This is a genomic window from Citrobacter sp. VF227 (genome assembly GCF_052950715.1).
Genome location: NZ_JBRFVF010000364.1, coordinates 1 through 475, shown reverse-complemented (window position 1 = coordinate 475; position 475 = coordinate 1). Strand labels below are relative to the sequence as shown.

General features: G+C 59.4%; 1 pseudogene. It reads right to left on the bottom strand.

Features of this window, described 5'->3' with window-relative positions:
• Window positions 1-19: 19 nt before the first annotated feature.
• A pseudogene (locus ACU8YC_RS26770) lies at window positions 20-475 on the bottom strand (NADH-quinone oxidoreductase subunit D-related protein); the annotation flags it as partial.

The following is a 475-nucleotide window of genomic DNA, read 5'->3' as shown; positions in this document are numbered from 1 at the left end:
CCTGCCGGCTATGCCCTTACATCGCCAGCAGCCCCAACCCATCCACCGGGTCATCGGCGCGGGTATCGCGCGCGTGCCCGCTGGCTCGACCCATCGGGCCGACGTTACTGAAGTCGCGGGCAATTTCCGGATCCAGACGGCCAGTACCGATCGTGCGCTGTTCCATGTGTGGAGTGCTGAGCAGCATATCGACCAGTTCCTGCGCGTCACGACGCGTCTGCTTCGCCAGTTGACGGGGCTGGGTCATATCTTCTTTCAGCAGATCACGACGGAAACCGCCGATCAGGTTCAGACCGTAAGTTTTACGTGCCCCGGTGAGGATCTCCGTCATCTTCATCGACGTTTCACGGACGCGGAAGTATTGCATAAAGCCGGAGTCAAAACCGGGCAAGTGACAGGCGAGACGGAGGTTCAGTAGATGGGAGTGCAGACGCTGAACTTCCAGCAGTATGGAGAGGCATATGGAGGTACGCAC